We start from the raw sequence: 4,690 nt of genomic DNA on the forward strand, positions 1-4,690 counted from the left end.
GACCTAAGCTGTCCCGTACCGGCACACTAACGATCTGACCCCAATAATAGAGGTTTTTCTGGCTTTCGAGGGTGCAAGGCGCTATTCGGAGCGTCCAATCAATTTTCTGGACCGATGATGAACCGCCACCTGATCCTTTTCGCGACAAGCTGTCTCACGCTGTTGCTGGTCACTTTGCAACCGGTACAGGCTGTGACCGTTGTTCCTGAAGGCAATCGCAATGCGACCCAGCCGGGTGTTCCAGCCGCATCCGCCAAGCGAACGCGCGAGTTGAACACTACATACGAAGCGAAATATCAGAAAATCTACAACTTGCTGAAAACCGACTCCAAACTGCGATCGAAGATCGCCAGCGTTGCGCGCACTTATGGTATTGATCCAGTTCATATCGTTGGCGCACTTGTTGGCGAGCATACCTATAATGTCGATGCCTATGACCGGCTCCAGACTTACTACGTCAAGGCTATTTCCTACGTACAGCAAGGGCTGAGTTTCGATTACCAGGGCGAAACAATCGGCGACTTCGTCAGACGTCCGCAATTTTCTTCTTGTCTACAATTCAAAGACAGTTTGCGCCTTTGGACATGTCGCGAAAATGTCTGGGAAGCGGATTTCCGCGGCAAATCTGTTGGCGGCAAGCGTTTCCCCAACAATCGTTTCAGTGCCGTATTCTTCCAGCCGTTCTACGCAGGGCAAAGTTTTGGCTTGGGGCAACTGAGCCCATTGATTGCGCTTCAGATGACCGACATGGTCAGCCRCTATTCAGGCCTGCCAAGGCTCGATGCCGACCACGCTGCTGATGTTTACAAGACCATTATGGATCCGGATCTGACCCTGCCCTACATGGCGGCAACATTAAAACACTCGATCGACGTCTACCGCCGCGTTGCCGACTTCGACATTTCCAGAAATCCGGGTATTACGGCGACGCTTTACAATACGGGTGGCGCCGACAGCCGCGCGCGGGCGCTAGCTGACTCCAACTTGGCCCGTGTCGCCAATGGCGAGCAGCCGCAACTGCCGGAAGAAAATTACTACGGCTGGCTGGTCAACGACAAAATCAACCAGCTGAGGGCACTTTTCTAGCGTTTTCGCTTTTCCGGCACTGCTTCCATTGTCCGGATCAAGAGTCGGGCCGTTTTTTCGTCGATATCGCCGATCTTTGTGGCAAGAACGTTGGCAAGTTCCGTTGCGGCGGGTGAAAGCCCCGCGGTGTCGATGACGATGCGCGGGTCCGAGATCATCGCCAGCCGCTGCAATTCCTCGGCCTCGTCCCAGATAATATTGAAATACTGGATGATGCGCTGCAGCTTGTCCCAGGTCGGCTGACCGCGCCTGCCGTGTTCAAGAGCTGACAGGTAGGCGGCCGATACTCCGATCGACTTGGCCATATCCTTTTGCGAGATGCCGCGTTCCGCGCGCAGAACGCGCAATTTTGCACCAAAAGGCGTCACGGTGCCTCCGGCTGACGGCGCATACGAACATAGATCGCACCTGTGCCGCCATGATTGCGAGCAGCATCTTCATAGCCATTGACCAGGATGCGAAACGAYGGCGTCATAAACCACATGGGAACCGCCTGACGCAGCACGCCGTCGCTGCCCATGGATGAACCCTTTCCGGTGATGACAAGAACATGCCGAAGCTTGCGCAGATGGGCGCGTTGCAAGAACCCGAGAAGCAAGCCATAGGCCTCGCTTTGGGTCAGGCCGTGCAGATCGATCCTCGCTTCTATGACAACCCGACCCTTGGCGATCTTCTTGTGTGTTGGCCGATCGATTGGATGCAGGCGATGTGCCGGCGCCGGCTTCGCCTCCGCCACTGCGGCGAGCGGCCTCGGGTTTTCAGGTGCAGATGGATGCATCGAAACCGGCTCTTTCTTTTCATCGATCAGAAAAATGGGCTTCTCCTTGCCCTTGAGCGGGCGGGCAGTCTTGGCCACCGTTTCCCAGAGTATCCGGTCCTCCAAAGTGGCGAATTCATCCTTTGCTATTTTCTTCGTCATCGGTCTGCTGCTGCCAGAAGAACACGGGGAACTAGCGCATAGAAATCCGCCTTGTGGCGGATACCCCCAGCGATTTCGCCCGCCACATCGCCAGAACCGGCAAAGAGATCGCCACGTGCCGAACCGACGATGGCCGAGCCTGTGTCCTGCGCGATCATCAGCCTCGCAAAGCGTTCCCCACCAAAAGCCTTTAAATCCGGTGCATGAATATAGAACGGCGTGCCAAATGTATGCAGGAGACGGTCGACTGCAAGCGACCGGCCACCCGTCAGGGGGACTTTCGCAGCAGCGATTGGCCCCATCGTTGCATCGTCAACGTCGGCTTCGCGAAAGAAGATGTAAGAGCGGTTGTTCCACATTAGTGCCTGAGCTTTGTCCGGGTGATCGGCAAGCCAGCTACGGATGGATTGCATAGACATTCTGTCCGGCGCAACTTCACCGCTTTCGAGCAGGATCTTACCAATGCCGGTGAACCGATGTCCGGTCTTTGCCGCATAGGTGATGCGGTGCAAGCGACCGTCGGTCATCTTTAACCGTGCAGCGCCCTGCACGTGGATGAAAAAAGCATCGATCTGGCTTTCCACATAAGCGATCTCCAGTCCTCGTCCCTCGAGCGCCCCGCTTTCGATGGCTGGCCGGTCGAAATATTCGACGAGCCCCGCCGGAGTTTGCCGCGCAAAGACAAAATAAGGATCAAAGCCCTCAGGCCGGTTGTTGTCGTCGATATCGACCAAATCCGCGGGACGGCGCAGGAATGGAACGGTAAACCTCGCAGTGCGAACCGGCGAGGCAACCACTTCCGGTTCGTAGAAGCCGGTCACAAAACCACCAACTGCTTCGGTGTTGTCTATGAGCGCCGGGCGGAACCATTTCTCGAAGAAGATCCTTGCTTCGCCGTCGGATTCGACGATTGTTTCACGTGAATCAGCAAAGATCGGTGCAAGGGCTTCGAAACTGATCCCGAGCGATCCGGATTTGTAGGGCTTTTCCTGGACCCGTTCTGCCGACCGAACGAAAGCGCGAAACGCTTCGAAGTGCTGGTCATCCCGCCAACCGGGGCAGTCAGCGAAATCCACCGGTTTGAAGAGGGGTGACATCATGTTTAGTCTTCGGCTTCAGTCGCGACCAGCTTCCAGTTCGGGTCTTTCGACCGCGTATCGCGCGCAAAGGTCCAGACATCCTTGACCTCTGCAACCGCTTCCTTGTCACCATCGATCACGACGCCATCCTTGTCGAGCGTTGCCGAAATAAGTTCGCTGGTGATGCGCACCGTAACATGGGACTCAGTGCCCTTCATTTCCGCGCCGATGATTTCCGCCTTGTTGATCCCGACGAATGATGACTGCACTTTCTCGCCGCGCGCTTCGCGATCGGTAATGGCAGAAACAAAACCATCGAAGACTTCGCGCGACAGAAGCGTCTTCAGCGTCTTGCGGTCACCATCGGCAAACGACATGACGATCATCTCATAGGCCATTTTCGAACCTTCGAGGAACTTCGCAGGCTCGAATGTAGGATCTGCGTCCTGGATGGCGCGCAGGCCGTCATTCAATGGCGTACCCGGCTTGGAAATGGCATCGATCTTTTCGAAGCTGTTTTCCTTCACGTCGCCGCGTCGCGGCAACGAAACGACATTATCGCCAGACTTGGCCTTGTCATCGGCATCGGCGGTACGTGTATAGGGGTTGAACGGCGGGCGTTCACTGCCAGTGCGGCGACCAAGGACCTTGCGCAGCTGCAGGAAAATCACCACTGCTGCCACGAAAAAGAAAATCGTTCCGAAGTCCAGATATTCCATGTCGCCTGCCATTCATCCTAATGTTCGTTTACGGCTCTCAATCTTCCGTCGAAATACCAAAAACATATAGATTGCCAACCGCAATCATACAAATACTCTTCACGCTATCCTATATAGGCATGAAATTGACACCGGCTATGGATAATATCCGGATATGTCCTTTGAAAGGTAAATTAGTTTGCGATCACTTGTGCCCCTTTTCGTTTTGGCTTTGCCATTTCTTGAAATCGCCGGTTTCATTGTAGTCGGCAGCAAGATCGGTGTTCTAGCGACACTCGGTCTGATAATCCTGTCGATTTTTGTCGGCGTATTCCTGCTACGCTTTCAAGGCCTCGGCCTCATCCAGAAAATCCGCGAAGAAACAGCCGCTGGCCGCACACCAAAACGCGAACTGGTGCATGGTGTCATGCTGGTCTTCGCGGCGCTGCTGCTGATCATACCTGGATTCATCACCGACATAATAGGCCTGCTGCTTTTCATCCCCGCTGTTCGTGACTTTGGCTGGCGTTGCATCAGTGATCGTGTGGTCGTCGTCGATTCTGGCCAACACCGTCGCGGCCGTCCCGACACATCGCGCATCAAGGACCGGGTCATCGAGCTCGATCCTGAAGATTACTCGAGCAAGCGAGATCCGGACTCGCCGTGGAACCCCAAACAGTAGAATTCGGCGTGCCATTGAACTATGAGACTAGTGCGAAAGCCTTGCCTCGTTGAAACACACATGCTAGCGACCCTGCATTCATTCGATAACCGTGCAAAGCGGACGTAACAGAAGAAGGTTTCCAGACAATGGCTCAAAAGCCTGATGAAAAGGCCGAGAACGGCAATGAAGCGACAAACGGCAACGGTTCCGCTCAGCAGCAGACGCTGAATATTCTGGCGCAGTA

At 54.9% G+C, this 4,690-nt stretch carries 6 protein-coding genes; 2 read left to right on the plus strand and 4 right to left on the minus strand.

Annotated features, from left to right (window positions below; genetic code table 11):
- Positions 1-117 precede the first annotated feature (117 nt).
- Positions 118-1,086, plus strand: coding sequence for a DUF1402 family protein (locus tag ACXJ5O_RS19345; RefSeq protein WP_457301321.1), 969 nt, complete (start codon positions 118-120; stop codon positions 1,084-1,086).
- Here ACXJ5O_RS19345 and ACXJ5O_RS19350 read toward each other — a convergent pair.
- The 4 genes from ACXJ5O_RS19350 to ACXJ5O_RS19365 are packed head-to-tail and all read right to left on the minus strand — an operon-like array spanning position 1,083 to position 3,803.
- Complete coding sequence (locus ACXJ5O_RS19350; RefSeq protein ID WP_457301317.1) at positions 1,083-1,454, minus strand: helix-turn-helix domain-containing protein; 372 nt, start codon at positions 1,452-1,454, stop codon at positions 1,083-1,085. The genes ACXJ5O_RS19345 and ACXJ5O_RS19350 overlap by 4 nt on opposite strands.
- Positions 1,451-2,005 (minus strand): Smr/MutS family protein, encoded by a 555-nt coding sequence (locus tag ACXJ5O_RS19355; RefSeq protein WP_457301318.1) that lies wholly within the window; start codon positions 2,003-2,005, stop codon positions 1,451-1,453. Before ACXJ5O_RS19355 ends, ACXJ5O_RS19350 begins: the two co-directional genes overlap by 4 nt.
- Positions 2,002-3,105, minus strand: a complete 1,104-nt coding sequence (gene mltA / locus ACXJ5O_RS19360; protein WP_457301319.1) for a murein transglycosylase A — start codon at positions 3,103-3,105, stop codon at positions 2,002-2,004. The genes ACXJ5O_RS19355 and mltA overlap by 4 nt, the downstream gene beginning before the upstream one ends.
- A gap of 2 nt (positions 3,106-3,107) precedes the next feature.
- Positions 3,108-3,803 carry a Tim44/TimA family putative adaptor protein gene (locus tag ACXJ5O_RS19365; RefSeq protein WP_457301322.1) on the minus strand — a complete coding sequence of 232 codons (696 nt, stop codon included), beginning with the start codon at positions 3,801-3,803 and terminating at the stop codon, positions 3,108-3,110.
- 178 nt (positions 3,804-3,981) lie between these two features.
- Between ACXJ5O_RS19365 and ACXJ5O_RS19370 the strand changes: the two genes are divergently transcribed.
- Complete coding sequence (locus tag ACXJ5O_RS19370) at positions 3,982-4,464, plus strand: FxsA family protein (RefSeq protein WP_457301320.1); 483 nt, start codon at positions 3,982-3,984, stop codon at positions 4,462-4,464.
- Positions 4,465-4,690 lie beyond the last annotated feature (226 nt).

The sequence above is a fragment of the Phyllobacterium sp. P5_D12 genome (genome assembly GCF_054049495.1).